Source organism: Paenibacillus sp. GCM10023250 (assembly GCF_042653205.1).
Lineage (GTDB): Bacteria > Bacillota > Bacilli > Paenibacillales > Paenibacillaceae > Paenibacillus_Z.
The window spans coordinates 36,342-58,164 of record NZ_JBHSHY010000005.1 but is presented as its reverse complement, the minus strand read 5'-3'; the positions used below and the strand labels follow the sequence as shown (position 1 = coordinate 58,164).

The window sequence follows — 21,823 nt, the reverse complement described above, 5'->3', positions numbered from 1 at the left end:
GTTCAGATGCGCTTGAGCAGCCGGGCGATGGAACGATCGGCTTCGCGCAGCACGTTCCGCTTGTCGACCGTCTTCACCTTGCCCCGCTCCACGACCAGCTTGCCGTCGACCCAGACGTACGAGACGTTGCTCCGCGACGCCGCGTAGACGATCCGGGAGTATGGATCGGCGCCGTACGACGGGAACGTGTGAAAGTCCTCCAGGTCGAGCAGCACGAGATCCGCCTTCTTCCCCGGCTCGATGCTGCCGATCACATGATCCAGCCCGAGCGTCCGCGCCCCGCCGATCGTCGCCAGGCGAAGCACCTGCTGCGCCTTCATCGCTTCCGGCCCGAGGCGCACCTTATGCAGCATCGCGGTCAGGCGCATCTCGCCGAACATGTCGAGCGTATTGTTGCACGGCGCGCCATCGGCGCCGATGCCCATCTCGATGCCCTGCTCCAGCAGCTCCGGCACGAGCGCCACGCCCGACGCCAGCTTCAGGTTCGAGCCCGGGCAATGGGTCATGCGCGTCCCCGTCTTCCGCAAGATCTCCCGTTCCTCGTCGTCCAGCCAAATGCAGTGAGCCAGGATGAGCCGCGGCGACGTCAGGCCGATATGGTCCAGATAGGCGATATTGCGCATTCCCCGCTGGCGCCGGACGAGCTCGATCTCCTCCCGGTTCTCCGCCGCGTGCGTATGCACGAGTACATTATGCCAGGCCGAGAGGTCCCGCACCTCCTTGAGCAGCCGCTCCGAGCAGGAGACGACGAACCGCGGGCAGTACGCGTACTGCAGCCTGCCGTTGTCGTGGCCGTGCCATTTCTCGAGCAGCGCGGTGCTCTCGGCGATCGAGCGGTCCGTGTCCTCCCGCAGCCCCTTCGGCACGTCGCCGCCCGCGTCCATCATCACTTTGCCGGATATCGCCCGGATGCCGCCCGCCGCCATCGCCTGAAACGCGAAATCCGTATGGCTGACGGTTTCCATATCCAATATCGTCGTCGTCCCGCTGCGCAGCAGCTCGCCGATGCCGAGCATCGCGGAATAATAGATCGACTCCTCGTCGTGCGCCGCTTCGAGCGGCCAAATCCGCGTCCGGAGCCAATCCATGAGGGCCATGTCGTCGGCTTGCCCGCGAAAGAGCGTCTGGCAGAGGTGGATATGCGTCTGGACGAAGCCGGGCAGCAGCAGCTTGCCCTTCGCCTCCACGACGGTCGCCGTCGCCGGGTCGTACGCCGGAAGCGGTCCCCCGACGGCCACCAGCCGATCGTCCTCGAACAGGACATCCCCGGTCAGGATCTCGCCCTTGTCGTTCATCGTGACGATCGTCGCATTGCGCAATACAGTCGTTCCCATGGACTACCACGCCTCCTTCGTCAGTCGCCGTAAGCATCAGAACCGCTATGCTCATATTGTAGCATGGAGCCGCAGGCAATTGATTGAACATTCAAAAAAAAGAAACGGCTCGCCCCGCCTCCCGCCGAAGGGTTACGGTCGAACTCGTTTCCGCTGCGCGGCCGCGCGAACCGATCAATCAGGACCAGTCCATCAGCCGCCGGATGTCTGCGCGCACGCCGGGGTACGACAGCACCTGCTCCTTGAACGATTCCCGCTCGCCCCAGTCCGTCTTCATCGTCGGCGTATCGAACAGCTCGTCCGTGACGTCGGCGTAAGCCTGGTGCAGGCTGTTGCCGTACCAATCGCCGTCCGGACGGGCGCCGCTTTGCACGACCGCGATCATGTCGTAGTCGTTGTCCGCCGAAGGGCCGAAATACGCCAGCAAATCGGGATTGTGCGCGTCGCTCGTCCGCACCTCCACCTCCGCGCAGTGCAGGCCGTCCCGGTCCGCCGCTCCCTTGACATGCGCTTCCGTCACGATCACTGCAAGCTCCCTTCGGGAAACAGCCCCATCGTCGCCACGTGGCGCTTCGTTTCGTCGGTGCCCAGCTCGTAGAGCAGCCGGTATATATCTTCGAGGAGCCCGTCGGTGCCCGCATTGATCTGCTTGTCGGACGCGGAACGGAACGGGCTGAGCGCATATACGGACGCCTGCGCCTCGTCCATCGACGCATACTCTTCGAGCAGCTCCTGCAGGCGGTTCAATTCCTCTTCGTTCGCGGTGATCGCCAGCTCGTAGCCGGTGACCGTCGGATCTTCCACGATCGACCCGGCCTGGACGGAGACGTAATAGGGTTTGCGGTCGTAATAGGATGCTTCGTGCTCATTGGCCATGATGGACTACTCCCTCCTTCATATCGTTCTAGCCTCCCCCGGCGGACAGACATTTTATCCATTCCCGGGGCATAACCATGCTAGTATCGCTGTTTTTAACCCCGCATCAAGAAAGGAATGAGAACCATGTGTGGATTCACGGGCTGGATCGATTGGACCTCCGACCTGACGAAGCAATCCATCATTCTGGAGAAAATGACCGGCACGCTGGCGAACCGCGGCCCGGACGCCTCCGGTACCTGGATCTCGCCGCGCTGCGCGCTCGGCCATCGCAGGCTCTCCGTCATCGATCCCGCGAACGGAGCGCAGCCGATGGTTCGCACGTCCGACGACGACACGTACGTCCTCGTCTACAACGGGGAGCTCTATAACGCGCCCGAGCTGAAGCGCGAGCTCGAAGGCCGCGGCCGGCGGTTTACGACGACCTGCGACACCGAGGTGCTGCTGGTCGCTTATATGGAATGGGGACCGTCCTGCGTCGAACGGTTCAACGGCATCTTCGCCTTCGCGCTGTGGGATGCCCGGGAAGAGCAGCTGTTCATCGCCCGCGACCGGCTCGGCGTCAAGCCGTTCTTCTTCGCCCGCCAGCTCGGCCGGTTTATATTCGGTTCGGAGCCGAAGGCGCTGCTCGCGCATCCCGAAGTGAAGCCGGAGGTCGGACCGGAGGGCTTGGCGGAGATCTTCATCAACGGCCCCGCGCGCACGCCCGGCGTCGGCGTCTACCGCGACATCTCGGAACTGCTGCCCGGCCAATGCGCAACGGTGAACCGGGCGGGTCTGCACGTCTCGCATTATTGGAAGCTGCAGAGCCGGCCGCACGCCGAGAACGTCGAGCAGACCGCGCGCACCGTCGGCGGGCTGCTGAAGGATACCGTCGAGCGCCAGCTCGTGTCCGACGTGCCGCTCTGCACGCTGCTCTCGGGCGGGCTCGATTCCAGCGCGCTCACGACGCTCGCGGTCAATTACTATCAGGAAACGGGCCAGGGCACGGTCCACACGTTCTCGGTCGACTACTTGGACAACGACAAGCATTTCAAAACCCACGCGTACCAGCCGAATGCCGATACGCCGTGGATTCACCGGATGTCCTCGCATCTCGGCACGATTCACCACTCGGTGGTGGTCGATACGCCGGAGCTCGTCGGCGCGCTGCACGAGGCGATGACGGCGCGGGATATGCCCGGCATGGCCGACGTGGACTCCTCGCTGCTCCTGTTCTGCCGGGAGATCAAAAAGGAAGCGACCGTGGCAATCTCCGGCGAGGCGGCCGACGAAATTTTCGGCGGCTACCCGTGGTTCCACCGCGAGGACGCGCTGAACGCCGGCACCTTCCCGTGGGCGCTCGCCGCGGGCATGCGGGCGGAGCTGCTCTCGCAGGACGTCGCGGCCTGGATCCGGCCGCTCGAATATATCGGCGACCGCTACCTCGACGCCGTCGCGGAAGTGCCGCATCTCCCGGGCGAAGACGCGCAGACGCGCAAAATGCGGCAAATGTCGTACCTCAACATTACCCGGTTCATGCCGACGCTGCTCGACCGCAAGGACCGGATGAGCATGGCGGTCGGCCTCGAGGTGCGCGTGCCGTTCTGCGACCATCGCCTCGTCGAGTACGTCTTCAACATCCCGTGGGACATCAAGACGGCAGGCGACCGGGAGAAGGGCATCCTGCGCAAAGGACTCGAAGGCGTGCTGCCCCACGACGTGCTGTATCGCAAGAAGAGCCCCTATCCGAAGACGCATAACCCGAATTACCTGAACGCCGTGCGCACGCGGCTGCTCGACGTCATTAACGAAGGCAACTCCCCGCTGCTGCCGCTCATCAACGTCAAAAAAATCCGCCAGCTCGCGGAATCCGATGCGGCCAGCTCCAACCTGCCGTGGTTCGGCCAGCTCATGTCCGGGCCGCAGCTGTTCGCCTACCTGCTTCAAACGGATATGTGGCTGCGCGACTACAAGGTCGTCATCCGCTAACCGACGCTGCCGGCAGGACGCAAAAAGCCCCCGTCGCCTGAAGCGGCGCGAGTTCGACTCGCGATCGCTTCCGTGCGAACGGGGGTTTTGACGTACTGGTGCCGGCGCGCTATTCCGCGCCGAGCTTCCGCAGCAGCGACGCAAGCGCGCGCCCGCGGTGGCTGATCGCCTGCTTCTCTTCCACGGACATCTCCGCCATGCCCTTGCCTTCCGCGGTCACCCAGAACAGCGGATCGTAGCCGAATCCGCCGCCGCCCTTCGGCTCGTCCATGATCCAGCCCGCCACCTCGCCTTCGCTCTCCGTGAACGCGCCGGCTTCCGGATCGTACAGCGCCAGCGCGCACGCGAACCGCGCCTCGCTCAGCAGCTTCGTGCCGTCCGGCAGCCGCTCCGCCGCGGCGCCGCCGTCCGTGACGCGGGCCAGCTCCCGCAGCAGCTTCTCATTGTTGCGGGCGTCCGTCGCGCCTTCGCCGGAATACCGTGCCGAATAGACGCCCGGCTCGCCGCCAAGCGCGCGCACCTCCAGCCCAGAATCGTCCGCCATCACCGGCAGGTTCAGCGCTTCCGCCACCTCGCGCGCCTTCTTGCGCGCGTTCTCCGCGAACGTGGCGCCGTCCTCGACGACGTCCGGCAGGCCCGGATAATCGAACATGCTGACGACGTTCATGCCGAGCTTGCCGAAGGCGTGCGCGAATTCCCGCACTTTCCCGGCGTTCTTCGTCGCGACGACGACCGTATCGCCCCGCTTCATACAGCAGGCGTCCCGATGCGTCTGCCCGCTTCGCCGAGCGCGTCCCGCTGCTTCGCGATCAAGCCGGCGATGCCCGCTTCCGCGGCGGCGAGCAGGGTGCCCAGTTCCTCGCGCGAGAACGGCGACTCTTCGCCCGTGCCCTGCACCTCGACGAACTTGCGGGCGCCGGTCATGACGACGTTCATGTCGACCTTTGCCTTGGAGTCCTCCTCGTAATTCAGGTCGAGCAGCGTCCGCTCCCCGATGACGCCGACGCTGACCGAAGCCAGAAAGTCCGTGATCGGATATTTCGCGAAGGCATGGTTCTTGTTCAGCTTGTCCACCGCGAGCGCGAGCGCGACGAACGCGCCCGTGATCGACGTCGTCCGCGTGCCGCCGTCGGCTTGCAGCACGTCGCAGTCCAGCGTGATCGTGCGTTCGCCGAGCGCGTGCAGATCGACGACCGAGCGGAGCGCGCGGCCGATCAGCCGCTGGATTTCCATCGTGCGGCCCGTCAGCTTGCCTTTCGCGGATTCCCGCTGGTTGCGCACCTGCGTCGCGCGCGGCAGCATCGCGTATTCCGCATTGATCCAGCCTTTGCCCTGCCCTTTCATGAATGGCGGCACCCGCTCTTCGATCGAAGCGGTGCACAGCACCTTTGTATCGCCGAACGCGATGAGCACGGAGCCTTCCGCGTATTTGTTGGGTTGCAGCGTAATCGTGACCGGGCGAAGCTCGTCCGCCTGCCGTCCGTCGAATCTCATAATCGTAATCCTCCTGTCGATGAGTCCAGACTATTTTACCAAATGCGATTGGGAAAAACATCTATCGCCCCCCGGAACGGCCAAAAAAGATCCGCCCCGGAGGACGGATCCTGGATCCTGGCGCTTATCGTCAGGCGCGATTACGATTTGAAGGCGTTAACGTGCTCGGGGCGGCTGACCGGCTCGCTGTAGGATTGATTCATCGTGTCGACGAAGTCGGTTTTGCCGTTCAGCTTGATCTGCACCTTGGACAGGCCGGTGTTCTCGGTCAAGGAGAGAATGACCGCCTGCAGCATTTCGGCCGGCTCCTGCGTGCCCGGCTGGTAGCTGTCGTCCTGCAGCTCGACCGTCACGACGTCCTTCGCCTTGGACACGTTCTTGACGACGACGTCCGGCGTCACGACAGCCTTGAGCGGCTGGTTGCCGATCGGCCCGTTGATCAGCTGCTCGATCGCCGTCTTGGCGCGGTTGTTGCTGCGGTTTACAAGCCGCGTGACCGGCACATAATAAGGCTCGTTGTCCGGCGAGAGCGCGGAGAAGTAGATCGTCACGGGAACCGAAGTGCTGTAGTCGACGCCGTCCGCGGCTTCGAGGTTGATGCCCACGGCGCGCGTCAGCGGTTCGTCGATCGGCATGCCGTCCTGCGGCATTTCCGCCAGCTCCTTGCCTTCCATCCAGATTTTGACGTTTTTGACGTCAGGCAGGCTCGTCAGCGTCCACGTGACCGCTTCGACGATCTTCCGTTCCTCCGAGGCGGTATAGTCGCCGAATTCCTTCGAGAAGTCGACGACGGCCTGCTTCTGGTCGGGAATCAGGGTAAGCTGCTTGATCGTCGTGCCCTTCGGCAGCACCGCGTTGAAGCCGTCCGGCAGTTCATTCGCGTACGTGCCGCCGTCTACCATCATTTCGAGCGCTTTCTGGCCGGGCTTCTCGTCTTGTCCGAGCGCCGCCATGACCGTGACCGGGGCGAGCAGGCCGTTGCGGTCGCTTAAGTACAGGGTCATCTGCGATTGGTCGCCCTGCGCGGCCGTCGTGGCCGAGCCCGGATCGACGTTCGTGCTGACGTTTTGCGTGCCGTTTTGCGGCGGATCGATGGATTCGCTGGCGGGCTGGGAGAACAGGCCGCAGCCGGTCGTCAAGATGGGCAGAGCCAAAGCTCCGGCGAGCGCTGCCCGGCGAAACAGGCGATAATGAGTCATTGAACATTTCCTCCCCATTTTGGATACATAGTCGTTACGGCCTTCGAACCTGCGGACATGACGCCCTTTTGGTACAAGTCCTGCTTTGTAGTACTATGTATACGAGCCCTCCCGACCGATTAGACCAGTTTTGTCCACACAAACGAGACAAGGGGTGTACCGCCAATGACCAAATCCGAAACGTATGCCTTAAACAGCGCCAAAATCGCCGAAGCCACGAAAGAATGGCTTACGAAGCGCGGCGTGACGACGCCGCAAATCGCCGAGCTCGTCCTGTTCCTGCAGAAAGACTACTACCCGGACCTGACGCAGCAGGAATGCGAGCGGTATGTGGAAGCCGTGCTCACCAAACGCGAGGTGCAAAACGCGGTATTGACCGGCATTCAGCTCGACTTGCTGGCCGAGGAAGGCAAGCTGCTGTCCCCGCTGCAGGAAATGATCGAGAACGACGAAGGGCTCTACGGCTGCGACGAGGTACTCGCGCTGTCGATCGTCAACGTGTACGGCAGCATCGGCTTTACGAATTTCGGCTACGTCGACAAGCTGAAGCCCGGCATCCTGAAAAAGCTGAACGACAAGCACGACGCGGCGTGCCATACGTTCCTAGACGACATCGTTGGCGCGATCGCCGCGTCCGCCAGCAGCCGGATCGCGCACCGCAAGCAAGCCGAGCGCGAAGGCGTGGTCGGCCCGCCGATCGATTAGCGTGCACCGGCCGGCGGCGGCGCGCGGCGCGGGGCGGCTCCGCCGGCGATGCGGCGGCCTGCCTGCGGTGCCCACCTGCCGTGCCCGCAAAAAAAAGGACGAAGCAGCCTTCAAGCCGCTTCGTCCTTATTGCATTCAGCCCTCGACCGCGTCGTACACGATCGACGCCGCGTCCTTGCCTTGCCGGATGCAGTCCGGCAGGCCGACGCCTTCGAACGCCGCGCCCGCGAGCCAGACGCCCGGCATCTCCGCGCGCAATCGCGCCCGCAGCTTCGCCGTCGCCTCGAGATGCCCGACGGGATACTGCGGCATGGAACGGTGCAGCCGCGTGATCTCCGTGAACAGCGGCTCCGTCGTAATACCGAGCACGCTCTTGATGTCTCGGCGCACCGCGTCCGTCAGTGCGCCGTCGGGCAGGTCGACGACCTCCTCGTCGCCCGCGCGGCCGACGTAACAGCGCAGCAGCATCTTGTCGGACGGGCTGCTGTGCAGCCACTTGGCGGAGGTCCACGTGCACGCCGTGATCGTCATGCCCTCCGAGCGCGGCACGAGAAAGCCCGAGCCGTCGAAGTCGATGCCGATTGCCGCCTTATCGAACGCCATGACGACGTTCGCGACCGACACGTAATGAATGCTCCGCAGCGCGTCCACCGGCATGTGCGGCTCCAGCAGATCGGCCGCGTCGAACGCCGGCGCCGTGATGACGACGCCGTCCGCAGGCAGAATCTCGCCATTGCTCAGCAGCACGTCGTACGGCGCCGCCTCCGGGCCGGCCGCTTCCTCCGGCCCGTTCTTCCGGAAGGCGACGGCTTTGCAGCCGAACCGGCTGTCGCAGCCGGCGAGCGCCTCGGTCAGCGCCTCCAGCATCGTCGCGAGGCCATTCTGGAACGTCAGGAACATGCTGCCCTGCGCCCGCTTCGGCAGCCGGCTCGGCGCGGCCGGCGCCGCCGTCCCCTTGCCGCGGTTCGCCCGCGTTCCCCGGATGAGGCTGCCGTGCCGCCGCTCCGCTTCCCGGAATTGCGGGAATGTCGCCTGCAGGCTCAGCTTGCTCAAGTCGCCGGCGTAGATGCCGGCCAGCAGCGGCTCCGCGATCCGCTCCATCACTTCCGGACCGACGCGCCGGCTTAGGAACGAACCGAGCGATTCGTCGCCTTCCGCCTTGCTCGCCGGCAGGACGAAATCGAGCAGCGCCCGCGCCTTGCCGCCCCAGGACAGCAGTCCCGTCTTGGCGAAGGGCATGATTTCCGTCGGTATGCCGAGCACGAGTCCCGGCGGCATCGAATGCAGCTTCCCGCGATGCACGATGTACGTCTTTTTCGCGGCCGGATTCGTTCCCGTCAGCTCGTTCTCGATGCCCAGGTCGAAGGCCAAGTCGATGATCGGCGCCTTCCGGGCCAGGAAGGAATCCGGGCCTTTCTCGATGACGAAGCCTTCCTTCCGCAGGGTATTGATTTTGCCGCCGATCCTCTCCGAAGGGTCCACGACCGTAATATGCGCTTCGCGTCCTCGCAGCTCCGCTTCCTTCTTCAAATAAAAAGCGGAGGTGAGTCCGCTGATCCCGCCGCCGATGACGACGAATCGATCCAGCTTTCCGTTGCTCCGCATGTGCGAGTCATCTCCTTTGTCCATGTAAATCCGCGTCCCGCCGCAGCGCCGGTGCGCTTAGATAAAAGCGCCCCGGCTCGCCTGTTCGACGCAGTCCGCCAGCGTCTCCATGTAGAGCGGGTCCGTGCCCAGCATGTCGATGCGGACGAGCGCGATGCCGAGCGCCTTCGCTTCCGCCTGCGCCTCGATGTCGAGGTCGTAGAGCACCTCGAGATGCTCCGAGACGAAGCCGATCGGCGCCGACAGCACGCCCCTGTACCCCGCTTCCGCCGTTTCCTTCAGCGTCTCGAGGATATCCGGGCCGAGCCACGGCTCGCGCGTCCGCCCCGCGCTCTGCCACGTGAACGCCCAATCCTTCACGCCCGCGCCTTCCGCGACGCTCGCCGATGTGGCCAGCAGCTGCTCCTCGTACGGATCGCCGATCTCGCGGATGCGCACCGGCAGGCTGTGGGCGCTGAAGAGCGTCTTCAGCGGCCCTTCGCCGCCCGTCTTCGCCTCCAGCTCGGCATAGGCGGACTTGACGCGGTTCACGAGCGCCTCGATCAGCTTTGGATGCAGATGGTAGCTCTCGACGGCCTCGAACGCGACCCCCTTCGCTTCCGCTTCCGCGCGCGCGCGCTGCATGTAGCTGCCGACGCTCATCGTGGAGAAATGCGGCGCCAGCACGATGCCGACCGCCTGCTTCACCCCGTCCGCGGCCATCGCCGCGACGCCGTCCTCGATATACGGCCGCGCGTGCTTGAGCCCCTGGTACACGGCGTACCGGCCGGGCGCCGCGGCGTCGAGCGCCGCCTGCAGCCCGTCGGCTTGGCGGTTCGTGTTCTCGCGCAGCGGGAAGACGCCGCCGACGATCGCCTCGTAGCGCGCCGTCAGCTCCGCAAGCTGCTCCGGCGTCGGCGCGTGGCCGCGGCGGATATGCGTGTAGTACTCCGCGATGCCGTCCATGCCTTCCGGCGTGCCGTAGGACATGACGAGCACCCCGATCTTCGGATCAGCCATGGCTGGCAACCTCCTTCGGCTTCTCGCCGAGCGCGGCGATCGCCTCGGCAGAGTACGCGTGCACGTAGTCCGTCAGCTCGCGCAGCTTGTCGAGCGGCGCCTCGGGGAACAGCCCATGGCCGAGGTTGAAGATGAATTTCGGCGCCCGTATGCCTTCGTCGATGATCGTCTTCGCCTGCTCGCGGATAACGTCCATCGGCGCCGTCAGCACGTACGGGTCGAGATTGCCCTGCACCCCGAACGCGCCGCCCAGCCTGCGGCGGCCTTCCGCCACCGGCACGCGCCAGTCCAGCCCCACGATGTCGGCCCTCACCCCGCCGAGTGTCGCCAGCAGCTCGCCCGACGCCACGCCGGGATAGTAGATCTTCGGATGCGGCAGATCGGCCAGCTCGCGGAAGATCCGCTCGATCGTCGGCAGCACGTACGTCGCGAAGTCGCGCGGCGCCAGCGCCCCGACCCAGCTGTCGAACAGCTGGAGCGCCTTGCCGCCCGCCGCCATGTGCGCGCGCAAATAAGCGATGGCCATATCGCCGAGCTTGTCCATCAGCGAGAACCACAGCTTCGGCTCGGCATACATCAGCGTCTTCGTCTTGATGTACGACTTGGACGGGCGGCCTTCGATCAGGTAGCTCGCGATCGTGAACGGCGCGCCAGCGAACGTGATGAGCGGCACGTCGAGCTCGCGGTCCAGGATGCGGATCGTCTCCAGCACGTGGGAGAGGTCGCCCTCGACGTCGATCGGCTTCAACCGCGCGATGTCGTCCGCCGTCCGGATCGGGTTATGGATGACCGGGCCGACGTTCGCGACGATGTCGAAATCGATGCCGAGGGAGGCGACGGGATTCATGATATCGGAATAAAGAATCGCCGCGTCGACGCCCAGCTTCTTGACCGGCATCATCGTCACTTCCGCGGCGAGCTCGGGCTGCTTGCAGATTTCGAGCAGCGAGTAATGTTCTTTTATTTTACGGTAGTCGGGATCGTACCGTCCCGCTTGCCGCATATACCAAACGGGTAAGCGATCGACGTGTTCGCCCCGGCAGGCCCGGATGAATAAGTCGTTATAGCCCATTGAAGTTCCCCATTTCTATCGTTTTCCCTACGTTTCCATTATGCCCTTTTTGCCTAGCCGTAACAACCGCCCCCCTCGGCGCAACGATGACAATCGTATGACAATGCGAGGTTTGGGCCGCGCCGTTCTTGGACTTTGCTCCGGCTGTGGTATACTTGCCGTAGAGCTTCACAAGCAATACGGTCACCAAGTTAGGAGAACGAAATGGAACAATGGAAGAAAAACCTTGCCGTCCTGTGGATCGGACAATTTCTGGTCATGGGCGGCATGACGATGATTATGCCGTTTATGTCGCTCTATTTGCAAAGCCCGCGGATCGGCATGACCGATCAGCACGAGATCGCGACGTGGGCCGGCATCATTTTCGCGGGCAACTTCGTCACCGCCTTCCTCTTCCAGCCGCTGTGGGGCAAGCTCTCGGACAAGTACGGCCGCAAAATGATGCTGCTCCGCTCGGGCTACGGCATGGCGATCGTCATGGTGCTGATGGGCTTCGCCACATCGCCGTGGCATCTGCTCCTGCTCCGGATGGTGAACGGCACGATCTCGGGGTTTAACCCTGCAGCCGTCTCGCTCGTCTCCATTAACACGCCGAAGGAGAAAATGGGCTTCGCCATGGGCACGCTGCAGTCCGGCGGCATCGCGGGCACGATTCTCGGCCCGTTCCTCGGCGGGCTGCTCGCGGACGCGATCGGCTACAGGCCGATCTTCTACCTGACCGGCATCTCGCTGTTAGCCGCCTCAACGCTCGCCTACTTCGTCGTGAAGGAGCGGTTCGACCGCGCCCAGGCGGCCGCGAAGCCGTCCGTGTCCATCATCGCCGGCTTCAAGCAGCTGAGCGGCGTGCCGCAGCTCACGGCACTGTTCGCGGTGACGTTCCTGCTGCAATTCGCGATGATCGGCCCGAATCCGCTCATGCCGCTGTACGTCCAGCGGCTGCACGGCACGGATGTCAACCTCGCCTTCTGGGCGGGCTTCGTCAGCTCCGCGGCCGGCCTCACGAACATGATCGCCGCGCCGCTTCTCGGACGGCTGAGCGACCGGATCGGCCAAGCAAAGGTGCTCGGCATCTCGCTCGTCGGCGCCGCCGTCATGTTCATTCCGCAGGCGTTCGCGGCCACGGTCTGGCAGCTGCTGCTCTTCCGGCTGCTGCAGGGCTGCTTCCTCGGCGGGCTCATCCCGTCCGTCAATGCGCTGGTGCGCCGCTTCACGCCGGACGGCATGGAAGGCCGCGCCTTCAGCCTGAACAGCAGCATGCTCGCGCTCGGCAACATGGTCGGCCCGATCGTCGGCGGGGTCATCTCCGGCTGGACGGGCATCGGGGGCGTATTCCTCATCTCCTCCGCCCTGTTCCTCATCAACGCCGCCTGGGTCCGCAGGACACTGGTGTCGAAGCAGACGGCCTCGCGGGAGGCCTAGCCGAGGCGGCGCGCGGCCAGCGCGAAGCCGAATCGAAAAAGAGTGCCGGGCCTCCCCTCGGGGAAGCACCGGCACTCTTTTCCGTTGTGCCGCGATGATGTGGCTGCGCCGTTGAGTAAGCTGCTCCGCGCTATTGAGCCGCGCGGCAGCCATTGCGCTTGTCTCTTCGGCGCCTGCCGCTCGCGTGCCGCGCCGCCGCTCCGCTACTTGATCCGCGCGATCGCCAGACCGTCGTACGCCGGCAGCAGCGTGCCCGTCAGCCGCTCGTCGCGAACCATCGTCTCGTTGAAGCTGCGCATCGCGAGCACGGAAGGCCCGTTCTTCTCCGGATCAACCGTCCGGCCGTGCAGCAGGGCGTTGTCGCCCGTGATGACGGCGCCGGGATTTCCGAGCTTGATCGCCCATTCCAGATATTCCGGGTAGCTCTCCTTGTCCGCGTCGATGAAGAAGAAATCGAACTTGCGTCCTTCCTTCTCCAGCGCCGCGAGGCTCGCCTTGGCGTCGCCTACGATGTATTCCGCGCGGTCGCTGAGGCCGGCCGCCTCGAGATTGGCCCGGGCGGTGTTCGCGTAGCTCTGCACGAGCTCGAGCGACGTCAGCTTGCCGCCCTCCCGCAGCCCCCGCGCCAGGCAGATGCCGCTGTAGCCGCCGAGCGCGCCGATCTCCAGCACGTTCTCCGCCCCCGACATCGCGACGAGCATCGTCAGCAGCCGGCCGTAGCCGGACGCGATCGAAATTTGCGGCATGCCCTGCGCTTCGATGGCTGCGTGCACGCGCGCCAAATCGGCATCTTCGCCCAGCAGGCCGTCCACGTATAGCTCCGCCGCTTCTTGTTCCGTCGACATTTCCATTTCTCCTCTCGCCGTATCCCAGGATCGCGATTGTATTTAAATGCCATGATGTCCTATACTTGATTGTAAGATTTTCGAGGATCGAAAACAAGGCAAAAGCAAGACGGAGGATATGCACTTATGGACAACCTGCAGCTGATCGCCACGGCCCCGATGGGACTCGAGGCGGTCGTTTCGCGCGAATTAACGGAGCTCGGTTACACCGACCAGAAGGTCGAGAACGGCCGGGTCATTTTCAAAGGAGGACCTGCGGACATCTGCCGCGCCAATCTGTGGCTGCGGACGTCGGACCGCGTGCTGATCAAGATGGCGGAATATCCGGCCGCGACGTTCGAGGAACTATTCGAAGGGGCGAAAGCGATCGACTGGCCGGCCTGGATTCCGGAGAATGGGGAGTTTCCCGTGGAGGGCCGCTCGCACAAGTCGCAGCTGAGCAGCGTGCCGGCCTGCCAAAGCATCGTCAAGAAAGCGGTCGTCGAGAAGATGAAGACCGTCTACGGCACGGAATGGTTTCCGGAGGACGGCGCGCGGTTCGTCATCGAGGTGTGGCTGCTGAACGACGTCGCCATGATTACGCTCGACACGACCGGCCCGGGGCTGCACAAGCGCGGCTACCGCAAGCTCGTCACCGAAGCGCCGCTCAAGGAAACGATGGCGGCGGCCATGGTGCTGCTGAGCCGGTGGCGGCCCGAGCGCCCGCTCTACGATCCGTTCTGCGGTTCGGGCACGATACCGATCGAGGCGGCGATGATCGGATGGAACATCGCGCCGGGACTGCGGCGGACGTTCAACAGCGAAGGCTGGCCGCTCGTGCCGGACGAGCTGTGGGCGCGGGCGCGGGAGGAAGCGTTCGACGCCGTCCGGGACGACGTCCCGCTGCAGATCGCGGGCTCGGACATCGACCCGGCCGCGCTCGACGTGGCGGCCGCGGCCGTGAAGAAGGCCGGCTTCGCGAACGACATCAAGCTGACGCAGATGCCGGTGTCGCGCATCAAGCCGGACGGCGACTACGGCTGCATCGTGACGAACCCGCCGTACGGCTCGCGGCTCGGCGACGAGCAGGACGCGGAGAAGGCCGTTCGGCAGCTCGGGCTCAGCATGCTTTACCTGCCGACTTGGTCGACGTTCGCCCTGACCCAGTCGCGCACGTTCGAGGAGACGATCGGACGCAAGGCGGACAAGCGCCGCAAGCTGTTCAACGGGCGGCTCGAATGCACGTTTTACCAGTTCTTCGGCCCGCTGCCGCCGCGCGGCAAGGCTTGACGCCGGCCGCAGCTTTGTGTCCGCAGCCGAACGCGATTATAATGGGGAAAGATGGTATTGTTGCGTTTTCGTAAATTCGCTAACGCGCGAACGAAAGGATCCTTTCCCATGACCCTACCGGATCTCACCACGAAACGGCGCCGTCTGCGGGCGCCGTTTCGCATTGCCGCGGCGCTGCCGCGGCTCGCCCTGCCGCTGTTCGTGCTCGTCATGCTGTTCAAGCTGGCGCTGTTCGACCAGCTCGTGCATGTCCCCTACATGGCGATGAACGGGGACGATCGGCTGGTCGCTGCCGGCACGCTGGCGCTGCTGGCGTTCTGGACGCTCTGGCTGCCGCGGCGCGGCCAGCTGCTCGCGCTGATCGCGCTCGACGTCCTGCTGACGGCGCTCGTGTACGCCGACCTGCTCTACTTCCGTTACTTCCAGGACCTCATCACGATTCCCGTCCTGCTGCAGGCCGGCCAGGTCAGCGAACTCGGGGACAGCATCCACGCGCTGCTGTCCCCAAAGGATCTCTGGTTCGCCGCCGACTGGGCCCTGCTGCTCCCGCTCGCCATCGCCTTGCTCGGCTCGAAGCGGCTGCGGGACGCGCTCGCGGGAGGGCGCCCCGCCGGCTCCCGCGGCCCAAGCCGCGCGAAGCGCGCGGCGATCCGCCGGCTGGCAACCGGCGCCGCCGTCTTCGCGCTCGGCTTCGTACTCGTGTACGCGCCGGTTCACAAAGCCCGGACCACGTGGGCTGCAGATCTGTTCACGGGCAATTGGTGGAACCTGTCGCTGTACAACGTGACCGGCGTCCTCGGCTTCCACGGCTACGACCTGTACAGGTACGCGGACGAGCACTGGATGCGCGGCGGCGCGCCCGCGCCCGCGGAGGAGGCCGAAGCGAAGCAGTGGTTCCGCGCGCGCGGGGACGCACGCGACAAGTTGGATGCGACCGATCCGCTGTTCGGCCGGTACAAGGGCGCGAACGTCATTCTCGTACAGCTCGAAGCGTTCCAAAGCTTCGTCGTCGGGCAGCGGATCGGCGGCCAGCCGGTAACGCCGAATATCGACAAGCTGATGGCGGACTCTCTCTACTTCGACAATTTCTATCATCAGACCGCCCAAGGCCGCACCTCGGACGCGGATCTGGCCGCGAACGCTTCGCTGCAGCCGCTGCCGTCCGGCTCCGTGTTCACGCGGTTCGCCCAGCATACGTACGACAGCCTGGCGCTGACGCTGAAGGACGCCGGTTACGCGGCGGACGCGTTCCATGCCTATGACGGCGGCTTCTGGAACCGGAACATGATGTACGACACGCTCGGCTACGACAAGTTCTACAGCAAGAAGGCGTTCACCGTCGACGAACCGCTCGGCTGGTCGCTCGGGGACAAGTCGTTCTTCAAGCAGTCCGTCCGGCTCATGGCCGCGCAGCCGCAGCCGTTCTATTCGTTCCTGATCTCGCTGTCCAGCCATCATCCGTACACGATGCCCGCGAGCGTCCGAACGCTCGACGTCGGCGCCTTCGAAGGCACGATGTTCGGCGACTACCTGGAGGCGGTCCATTATGTGGACGCGGCGATCGGCGAGCTGGTCGGCGAGCTCCAGGCGGCCGGCCTGTGGGACCGCTCGATCTTCATGTTCTACGGCGACCACGACAACTCGATCGACGATTGGCAGCCGTTCGAGACGTTCCTCGGCCGTTCGCTCAACGACGCCGAGCGGTTCCGTATCCTGAAGGGCGTGCCATTCCTCGTCCACTTGCCGGACGGCGCCCGCGCGGGCATGTACCACCAGCCCGTCGGGCAGCTCGACGTCGCGCCGACCGCGCTGCATCTGCTCGGCATTCCGAGCGGCGGCAAGGCCATGCTCGGCACGCCGCTCGTCACCGCGCGGCCGCTCGCGGGCAAGCAAGTCGTCTTCCGCAGCGGCGCGTTCATCGACGGCAAGGTGCTGTACATGCCGCCCGAGGACGGCCTGCCGGAGCACAGCCGCTGCTACGACTTCGCGAGCGGCCGCCTGCTGCCCGACGCATCCCGCTGCTCGCCCGGCGCGCGGGATGCGGTCCGCGAGCTGCAGGCGTCGGATCTCGCCGTGACGCGCGACCTGGTGCCGGCGATGCGCCGCGAGCCCTGATCCGCCTGCAAGCGGGACGGGCACGCGCGCACGGCAGACGAAAAGACCCTTCGTCCGGGAATTCCGGTACGAAGGGTCTTTTCGTCTAGCGCTTTTTAATATATTTGCTTGCCTTCTCAATCGCTTCGTCTTCCGTCGGCGCCGTGATGTAGCGGCCGTTAATGAAGATGAAGGCGTACCGGGAGCAAGGCCCGCAGTACGATTTGCACGCGACTTGAATCTCCGCGTCCGGTGCCAGCTTCTGCAGCTTCGGCACCATCGTCTTCGGGCGGATATGTTTGCATTTGTCGCAAATGCGGATGTCGTTCGCCATGTTCCTCTCCCCAAGCCGAAAATCGTTTAGTGGTCGCCGCCGTTGCCTTTCGCCGGGTTCGAAATCATGAAGCCCTCCTCGGGCACGTAGAAGTAATCGATGCGCACGCCGTCGAGCCATTCGTTGCCCCGCTCGAGCACGACCTTGATATCCTTGTCCGTCTCGACGACTTCGTCCTTCTCAGTCGCGTCGTCCATCTTCATCCCGTAATGAGCGTGGTCGCCGTGGGCATGCGTGACGTACACGCGGAGGAATTTGCCTTCGTTCTCCGGATTGTCAATCTCCTCGCGAAGCATTTTGGCAGCGTTGCGCGAAATTTTCACTTTCATTGCTTCTTCAGCTCCTTTATGGATGAAGCCCGCCTTCCCGGCGGGCGTTCTCCAATTCTCGCGTGCGATGCGATCGATGCGACCTTGACTGGAATCGCGCGACAGCAAGCTTTATTTCATCCGTGTGCAAGCCTGACGAACCGGATTGCAAACTTTATTTACTCTATTGTATAGAAAGCTTGGCCATTGTTCAACCGCTACTTCAGCGCCTTGCCGTATTTCCGCTCCATGTACCGGGTATACAGCTCCGCGGCGATCATCGTCACGGCGATGTCGTCGATCGGGATGAACGGCATGACGTCCGGAAGCACCCAATACAGCAGCACCGGCACCAGATACAGCAGCTTGTCCATCAGCCGAACTTCCTTGGCGGCGAGCAGCCGGAAGATTCGGACGAACACGTTCCGCCAATGGCGGAGCGACCATAGTTTGCGCAAGCGGGCATCCGCCTCCTTCATGCGCTTATTATAGCACAAGCGAGCGGGCTTCCTCCAAAGCGGCGACGAGCAGCGCCCGCACTTCGTCGCTTAAGTCCGGGAACGCGTCCAGAGGCAGCGGATTGACGCCGCAGCCGACCTCGACGGTGTAGCCGGGCTTGCGGTATTGCATAATAAACCAGTCCTTGTACCCGGCGTCGCTGCCCGACAGCTTCACCGGCTTGTAGCCGCTTGCCTTGGCAAGGCTGCCGGCGATGCGCTCGGACTCCGGCGGCTCGTAGCCGCGGTAGTTCCAGTAGATCTCCTGGCCCTGCGTGTGCAGCGCCAAGACGAGATCGAACGCCTGCTCCGCCGTGAACGCGGCGAGCGCGGCCGACTCCGGCTCCGAGAACGGCGCAGGGCCGGGGTAATCCCGCGGACCCGGGCCGTCCGTATCCCGGCGGGCACTCTCTTCCTCCCAGAACGCCGGGAACTGGTCGTTCAGGTCGACGCCGCGGATATTGGCCTTCCACTTCCGGAAGCGGCGCGACCCGCGGTTCCACCGCAGCAGCTCCTGCGCGTGCGGATGGTCCGGCCGCAGGCCCTCCTGCGCGAGCTCCGCGCCGTCCGGGTTGACGAGCGGGACGGCCCACAGCGTCACCTGCTGCAGCAGCCCGCGCATGTCCGCGCCGCACAGCGTCTCCCCGGACGCCGCCGCCTTCGCAGCGTCTTCGAGGAACGTCATCAGGAGCGGCGTCGTGATCCATTCGTTAGCGTGCATGCCGGCATTGACGTGCACCTTGACCGGCCCTTCGCCGAGCCGGATGGCGATAAGCGGCTTGCCCATGACGCTCTCCCCGATCTTCTCCACCTGAAGGAACGGATACGCCTTGAGCAGCGCTTCGGCGTCCGCGGTCAGCTCGCGCTGGCCGTATTCGGCGCGGCCGTCCACGATCCTAGGGCCGTCGTCTGCGCGCGGTATCGTGAGCAGCAGGCCGGGCAGCAGCCGCTTCAGCTCCTGATGGCGGTTCGTCTGCACCAGCGCCTGCAGCGTCAAGCCGAACTTGCCCGCGATGCCGAGCAGCGTATCGCCCGGCTGGACACGATAACTAAACTCCGTCTGCGCGGGAACCGACAGCAGCAGACCTGGGAGCGGCGGAGCGGACGCTTCGAGCCCCGGGTTCGCCGCCAGCAGCGACTCCGGGTTCACGTTGAACGTACGGGCGATGCGCAACAGCGTATCGCCGGGCTGCACGACGTAAGGCAGCATGGGATCACCTCGGTCGGGAATAGTAACGCGGCATGGCATTCTGCTTACATGCTATGCCGGCACGCGACCGTGCATACCTCGGCACGCCAAAGGGCCGCCGACGAATGAACGTCGGCGGCCCGGTTGCGGGTTGCCCTGCGTGTTATACGATTTTTGGAACCTGCCAGACTACCGGCGTCAGTTCGATCTGTTCGCCGAGCCATTGCTGCGCGATCATGCGGAACATCCGCGGGTCGCCGCTGCAAAAGAACTGATGCACCGGCAGCTCGCCGTCGCGGGTCAGCCGGTTGCGGTCGTGCAGGATCGTGCTGATCTCCCGCGCCGTCTCGTTCGCGGAGCTGATCAGCTTCACGCCCTCGCCCATGACCGAGCCGATCGTCTCCGACAGGAACGGATAGTGGGTGCAGCCGAGGATTAGCGTGTCGATGTTGCGTCCCCCAAGCGGCCGAAGCGACGACTCCACGACTTCCTGCGTCTCCGGCGAGCGGAAGTTGCCCTGCTCGACGAGCGGCACGAATTTCGGACAAGCCAGGCTGATCACGTGGATCGCCGGCGACAGCTGCTTCAGCGCCGTCTCGTAAGCGCCGCTTCGAATGGTGCCTTCCGTGCCGATGACGCCGACGACGCCGGATTGGGTCCGTCCGTTGGCGGCGCGGGCGCCGGGGTGAATGACGCCGACGACGGGTATCGCGACCCGCGAGCGAATATCTTCAAGCGCGACGGCCGTTGCCGTATTGCAGGCGATGACGATCATCTTCGGGCGGTATTGAATCAGGTATTCCACGATTTGCCTCGTAAACCGAGTCACTTCTTCGGCCGGCCGAGGACCGTAAGGCGCACGGGCCGTATCGCCGAAATACATGATTTTCTCCCGGGGAAGCTGGCGCATGATCTCTTTCACGACGGTCAAGCCGCCTACGCCAGAATCCAAAATTGCGATCGGTTGTTGCACAGACACACCGCTTTCTTGAACGTTTTGACTGAACTTCAATAGAATATGAACACGTTGACGAAAAGGTACCTACATCTTAGCGTAAAACGGGACAAGGTTCAACACGCGGCTCCGTCCCGCGGAAAGCCCGGTTCACGCGAAAAAGCCGCCGGGCGGCGGGAGCTTCGCGGTATCGTTCGGCTCCGTCGGCCCGGGCGGCCAGGCATGCAAGCGAGGTGAATGAGACTGCTTAGTTGTAAGCGGGCAGCCAGTCGCCGTGTGCTTCGATCAGGTCATCGCACATTGCCTTGATATCGTCCATCGACAGCTCGGCGCTCGTGTGCGGATCCAGCATCGCGGCATGGTAGATATGCTCGCGCTTGCCGGTGATGGCCGCTTCGATCGTCAGCAGCTGCGTGTTGATGTTCGTGCGGTTAAGGGCGGCGCACTGCGGCGGCAGATCCCCGACGAACGTCGGCGTGACGCCGTTGCGGTCGACGAGGCAGGTTACCTCGACGCACGCCTCGCGCGGCAGGTTCGTGATCAGCCCCGTGTTCATGACGTTGCCGCCGATGCGGAACGGCACGTTCGTTTCGATCGCCTCGAAGATGTACGACGCGTACTCGTGCGTGCGCTTGTGGTGGAGCGTCGGGTTATTCACGAGCTCTTCCTTCAGCTTCTTCCAATTTCCGATCTGCTCGATGCAGCGGCGCGGATACTCGTCCAGCGGAATGTTGAACCGGTCGATCAGCTCCGGATAGTTGCGCTTGATGAAGTACGGGTGGTATTCGGCGTTATGCTCGGACGATTCCGTGATGTAGTAGCCGAAGTTCAGCATCATCTCGAAGCGGACCATGTCATGATGCTTCTCCTGCTGCTTCTCGCGGGCGCGGCGCTTGATCTCCGGATAGAGATCGACTCCGTCCTTCGAGACTTCGAGCAGCCAGGCCATATGGTTGATGCCGGCGATCTTGGACTTGACGCCCGTGTCGTCCATGCCGAGATTCTTGAACAGATCCCGCACGCACACCTGCACGCTGTGGCAGAGACCGACGGTCTTGATCCCGCCGTACGTGTTCATGACGTTCGTCAGCACGGCCATCGGGTTCGTGTAGTTCAGGAACAGCGCGTCCGGACACACCTCCTGCATGTCGCGGGCGAAATCGAGCATGACCGGAATTGTGCGCAGGTTGCGGAAGATGCCGCCGATGCCGACCGTATCCGCGATCGTTTGGCGCAGGCCGTATTTCTTCGGCACTTCGAAGTCCGTGATCGTGCACGGATCGTAGCCGCCGACCTGGATCGCGTTAACGACGTACTTCGCGCCGCGGAGCGCTTCCTTGCGGTCGGAATACGCCTTGATGACGGACGTGCTGCCGAACGTGTTCTTGATGTGGTTCAGCATCGTCTCGGATTCGGAGAGGCGCTCCGGATTGATGTCGAACAGCGCGATCTCGAAGCCTTGCAGCGATTCCGTGACGAGGCAGTCGCCCAGGACGTTCTTGGCGAACACGGTGCTGCCCGCACCAATGAAAGTAATTTTCGGCATATGAAATCCTCCTCGGATAAGTCCGCTTTGTAAGCGGATTAATGTCTTCTGCCAATCCCTACTATAGAGCAAGAAACCACGGCTTGAGTAGGAATTAAAGCATGATTTATAT

At 64.0% G+C, this 21,823-nt stretch carries 21 protein-coding genes; 5 read left to right on the top strand and 16 right to left on the bottom strand.

Annotated features, from left to right (window positions below):
* Nucleotides 1-2: 2 nt before the first annotated feature.
* The 3 genes from ACFPB1_RS06705 to ACFPB1_RS06695 form a co-directional block, all read right to left on the bottom strand.
* Entirely contained in the window at nt 3-1,334 is a 1,332-nt protein-coding gene (locus tag ACFPB1_RS06705; protein ID WP_379223266.1) for a 5'-deoxyadenosine deaminase, read from the bottom strand.
* A 178-nt stretch (nt 1,335-1,512) separates the two neighbouring features.
* Nucleotides 1,513-1,854, bottom strand: coding sequence for a hypothetical protein (locus ACFPB1_RS06700; RefSeq protein ID WP_379223264.1), 342 nt, complete (start codon nt 1,852-1,854; stop codon nt 1,513-1,515).
* A gap of 2 nt (nt 1,855-1,856) precedes the next feature.
* Nucleotides 1,857-2,210 (bottom strand): hypothetical protein, encoded by a 354-nt coding sequence (locus ACFPB1_RS06695; RefSeq protein ID WP_379223261.1) that lies wholly within the window; start codon nt 2,208-2,210, stop codon nt 1,857-1,859.
* Between the two features lie 126 nt (nt 2,211-2,336).
* Between ACFPB1_RS06695 and asnB the strand changes: the two genes are divergently transcribed.
* Nucleotides 2,337-4,181, top strand: coding sequence for an asparagine synthase (glutamine-hydrolyzing) (gene asnB, locus ACFPB1_RS06690; protein WP_379223259.1), 1,845 nt, complete (start codon nt 2,337-2,339; stop codon nt 4,179-4,181).
* Between the two features lie 109 nt (nt 4,182-4,290).
* On the opposite strand, the gene rdgB is transcribed toward asnB, so the two are convergent.
* From rdgB to ACFPB1_RS06675, 3 genes are all read right to left on the bottom strand, one after another.
* The gene (gene rdgB / locus ACFPB1_RS06685) at nt 4,291-4,932 is read right to left on the bottom strand and encodes an RdgB/HAM1 family non-canonical purine NTP pyrophosphatase (protein WP_379223256.1); all 642 of its coding nucleotides are present in this window, start codon (nt 4,930-4,932) and stop codon (nt 4,291-4,293) included.
* On the bottom strand, nt 4,929-5,675 hold the full coding sequence (gene rph / locus ACFPB1_RS06680) for a ribonuclease PH (protein WP_379223254.1): 747 nt from the start codon (nt 5,673-5,675) through the stop codon (nt 4,929-4,931). Before rph ends, rdgB begins: the two co-directional genes overlap by 4 nt.
* Before the next feature lie 140 nt (nt 5,676-5,815).
* Nucleotides 5,816-6,874, bottom strand: a complete 1,059-nt coding sequence (locus ACFPB1_RS06675) for a GerMN domain-containing protein (protein WP_379223252.1) — start codon at nt 6,872-6,874, stop codon at nt 5,816-5,818.
* 165 nt (nt 6,875-7,039) lie between these two features.
* Here ACFPB1_RS06675 and ACFPB1_RS06670 point away from each other — a divergent pair, with 165 nt between their 5' ends.
* On the top strand, nt 7,040-7,579 hold the full coding sequence (locus ACFPB1_RS06670; protein WP_379223250.1) for a phosphatidylglycerophosphatase A: 540 nt from the start codon (nt 7,040-7,042) through the stop codon (nt 7,577-7,579).
* A gap of 135 nt (nt 7,580-7,714) precedes the next feature.
* Here the strand turns inward: ACFPB1_RS06670 and hemG are convergent, their stop codons facing one another.
* The 3 genes from hemG to hemE are packed head-to-tail and all read right to left on the bottom strand — an operon-like array spanning nt 7,715 to nt 11,255.
* A complete protein-coding gene (gene hemG / locus ACFPB1_RS06665) occupies nt 7,715-9,184 on the bottom strand; it encodes a protoporphyrinogen oxidase (RefSeq protein WP_379223247.1) in 1,470 nt (489 codons plus the stop codon).
* Between the two features lie 57 nt (nt 9,185-9,241).
* On the bottom strand, nt 9,242-10,183 hold the full coding sequence (gene hemH, locus ACFPB1_RS06660) for a ferrochelatase (protein WP_379223245.1): 942 nt from the start codon (nt 10,181-10,183) through the stop codon (nt 9,242-9,244).
* Complete coding sequence (gene hemE / locus ACFPB1_RS06655) at nt 10,176-11,255, bottom strand: uroporphyrinogen decarboxylase (protein WP_379223242.1); 1,080 nt, start codon at nt 11,253-11,255, stop codon at nt 10,176-10,178. The genes hemH and hemE overlap by 8 nt, the downstream gene beginning before the upstream one ends.
* 204 nt (nt 11,256-11,459) lie before the next feature.
* Here hemE and ACFPB1_RS06650 point away from each other — a divergent pair, with 204 nt between their 5' ends.
* Nucleotides 11,460-12,674 (top strand): MFS transporter, encoded by a 1,215-nt coding sequence (locus ACFPB1_RS06650; protein WP_379223240.1) that lies wholly within the window; start codon nt 11,460-11,462, stop codon nt 12,672-12,674.
* Nucleotides 12,675-12,877: 203 nt separating this feature from the next.
* Here ACFPB1_RS06650 and ACFPB1_RS06645 read toward each other — a convergent pair whose 3' ends face one another.
* Nucleotides 12,878-13,519: an O-methyltransferase gene (locus ACFPB1_RS06645; RefSeq protein ID WP_379223238.1), complete on the bottom strand. Its 642-nt coding sequence runs from the start codon at nt 13,517-13,519 to the stop codon at nt 12,878-12,880.
* A 126-nt stretch (nt 13,520-13,645) separates the two neighbouring features.
* On the opposite strand from ACFPB1_RS06645, the gene ACFPB1_RS06640 reads away from it, so the two are divergent.
* Together ACFPB1_RS06640 and ACFPB1_RS06635 are read left to right on the top strand one after the other, a co-directional pair.
* Nucleotides 13,646-14,788 (top strand): THUMP domain-containing class I SAM-dependent RNA methyltransferase, encoded by a 1,143-nt coding sequence (locus ACFPB1_RS06640; protein ID WP_379223236.1) that lies wholly within the window; start codon nt 13,646-13,648, stop codon nt 14,786-14,788.
* Nucleotides 14,789-14,896: 108 nt separating this feature from the next.
* The gene (locus ACFPB1_RS06635) at nt 14,897-16,903 is read left to right on the top strand and encodes an LTA synthase family protein (RefSeq protein ID WP_379223234.1); all 2,007 of its coding nucleotides are present in this window, start codon (nt 14,897-14,899) and stop codon (nt 16,901-16,903) included.
* Between the two features lie 85 nt (nt 16,904-16,988).
* Here the strand turns inward: ACFPB1_RS06635 and ACFPB1_RS06630 are convergent, their stop codons facing one another.
* The 6 genes from ACFPB1_RS06630 to ACFPB1_RS06605 all read right to left on the bottom strand — a co-directional run bounded on the left by ACFPB1_RS06630 (nt 16,989) and on the right by ACFPB1_RS06605 (nt 21,711).
* Nucleotides 16,989-17,216: a DUF1450 domain-containing protein gene (locus ACFPB1_RS06630; protein ID WP_379223232.1), complete on the bottom strand. Its 228-nt coding sequence runs from the start codon at nt 17,214-17,216 to the stop codon at nt 16,989-16,991.
* A 26-nt stretch (nt 17,217-17,242) separates the two neighbouring features.
* Nucleotides 17,243-17,545, bottom strand: a complete 303-nt coding sequence (locus ACFPB1_RS06625; RefSeq protein ID WP_379223230.1) for an iron-sulfur cluster assembly accessory protein — start codon at nt 17,543-17,545, stop codon at nt 17,243-17,245.
* Between the two features lie 197 nt (nt 17,546-17,742).
* Complete coding sequence (locus ACFPB1_RS06620; protein ID WP_379223538.1) at nt 17,743-18,003, bottom strand: hypothetical protein; 261 nt, start codon at nt 18,001-18,003, stop codon at nt 17,743-17,745.
* Nucleotides 18,004-18,010: 7 nt separating this feature from the next.
* Nucleotides 18,011-19,231 (bottom strand): M14 family zinc carboxypeptidase, encoded by a 1,221-nt coding sequence (locus ACFPB1_RS06615; RefSeq protein ID WP_379223229.1) that lies wholly within the window; start codon nt 19,229-19,231, stop codon nt 18,011-18,013.
* Between the two features lie 142 nt (nt 19,232-19,373).
* Nucleotides 19,374-20,183 (bottom strand): glutamate racemase, encoded by an 810-nt coding sequence (racE, locus tag ACFPB1_RS06610; RefSeq protein WP_379223227.1) that lies wholly within the window; start codon nt 20,181-20,183, stop codon nt 19,374-19,376.
* Nucleotides 20,184-20,412: 229 nt separating this feature from the next.
* Nucleotides 20,413-21,711 carry an alpha-glucosidase/alpha-galactosidase gene (locus ACFPB1_RS06605; RefSeq protein WP_379223225.1) on the bottom strand — a complete coding sequence of 433 codons (1,299 nt, stop codon included), beginning with the start codon at nt 21,709-21,711 and terminating at the stop codon, nt 20,413-20,415.
* Between the last annotated feature and the right edge of the window lie 112 nt (nt 21,712-21,823).

Coding starts and splice junctions, on each gene's coding strand:
- ACFPB1_RS06705 (WP_379223266.1), bottom strand. CDS start 1,334: ATGGGAACGACTGTATTGCGCAATGCGACGATCGTCACGATGAACGAC.
- ACFPB1_RS06695 (WP_379223261.1), bottom strand. CDS start 2,210: ATGGCCAATGAGCACGAAGCATCCTATTACGACCGCAAACCCTATTAC.
- asnB (WP_379223259.1), top strand. CDS start 2,337: ATGTGTGGATTCACGGGCTGGATCGATTGGACCTCCGACCTGACGAAG.
- rdgB (WP_379223256.1), bottom strand. CDS start 4,932: ATGAAGCGGGGCGATACGGTCGTCGTCGCGACGAAGAACGCCGGGAAA.
- rph (WP_379223254.1), bottom strand. CDS start 5,675: ATGAGATTCGACGGACGGCAGGCGGACGAGCTTCGCCCGGTCACGATT.
- ACFPB1_RS06675 (WP_379223252.1), bottom strand. CDS start 6,874: ATGACTCATTATCGCCTGTTTCGCCGGGCAGCGCTCGCCGGAGCTTTG.
- ACFPB1_RS06670 (WP_379223250.1), top strand. CDS start 7,040: ATGACCAAATCCGAAACGTATGCCTTAAACAGCGCCAAAATCGCCGAA.
- hemG (WP_379223247.1), bottom strand. CDS start 9,184: ATGCGGAGCAACGGAAAGCTGGATCGATTCGTCGTCATCGGCGGCGGG.
- hemH (WP_379223245.1), bottom strand. CDS start 10,183: ATGGCTGATCCGAAGATCGGGGTGCTCGTCATGTCCTACGGCACGCCG.
- hemE (WP_379223242.1), bottom strand. CDS start 11,255: ATGGGCTATAACGACTTATTCATCCGGGCCTGCCGGGGCGAACACGTC.
- ACFPB1_RS06650 (WP_379223240.1), top strand. CDS start 11,460: ATGGAACAATGGAAGAAAAACCTTGCCGTCCTGTGGATCGGACAATTT.
- ACFPB1_RS06645 (WP_379223238.1), bottom strand. CDS start 13,519: ATGTCGACGGAACAAGAAGCGGCGGAGCTATACGTGGACGGCCTGCTG.
- ACFPB1_RS06640 (WP_379223236.1), top strand. CDS start 13,646: ATGGACAACCTGCAGCTGATCGCCACGGCCCCGATGGGACTCGAGGCG.
- ACFPB1_RS06635 (WP_379223234.1), top strand. CDS start 14,897: ATGACCCTACCGGATCTCACCACGAAACGGCGCCGTCTGCGGGCGCCG.
- ACFPB1_RS06630 (WP_379223232.1), bottom strand. CDS start 17,216: ATGGCGAACGACATCCGCATTTGCGACAAATGCAAACATATCCGCCCG.
- ACFPB1_RS06625 (WP_379223230.1), bottom strand. CDS start 17,545: ATGAAAGTGAAAATTTCGCGCAACGCTGCCAAAATGCTTCGCGAGGAG.
- ACFPB1_RS06620 (WP_379223538.1), bottom strand. CDS start 18,003: ATGAAGGAGGCGGATGCCCGCTTGCGCAAACTATGGTCGCTCCGCCAT.
- ACFPB1_RS06615 (WP_379223229.1), bottom strand. CDS start 19,231: ATGCTGCCTTACGTCGTGCAGCCCGGCGATACGCTGTTGCGCATCGCC.
- ACFPB1_RS06605 (WP_379223225.1), bottom strand. CDS start 21,711: ATGCCGAAAATTACTTTCATTGGTGCGGGCAGCACCGTGTTCGCCAAG.